Here is a 263-nt window from a genome sequence, read left to right on the forward strand (position 1 = left end):
CTAATAATCATGTCCTCAAAGATGTCTCTCGACATTACCCAGGGCAACTACCAGGCTGCTCTGGAACAGAATCGACCCATGATATCTTCTTACAGAAAACGCTTCCCCCAATTGAAAAAGTTAATGGGACCGTTGCGGTATTAACCGGATTATCAGGAAACGTCTATTTCCATTGGTTAGTTGATATTCTCCCTCGGCTTGGCTTACTCAAACAAAGTGGCATTGATCTTAAAAGCATTGATGGCTTTTGGATCAATCAAGTG

The 263-nt window shown here is 42.2% G+C and carries 1 protein-coding gene; it reads left to right on the top strand.

Going from position 1 to position 263, the window contains the following annotated elements:
- Positions 1 to 263 (top strand): hypothetical protein (locus R0J87_RS21490; protein ID WP_498888833.1); only part of this gene is annotated, 263 nt, incomplete at both ends.

The organism is Halomonas sp. SIMBA_159, from assembly GCF_046536035.1.
Taxonomy (GTDB): domain Bacteria; phylum Pseudomonadota; class Gammaproteobacteria; order Pseudomonadales; family Halomonadaceae; genus Vreelandella; species Vreelandella venusta_A.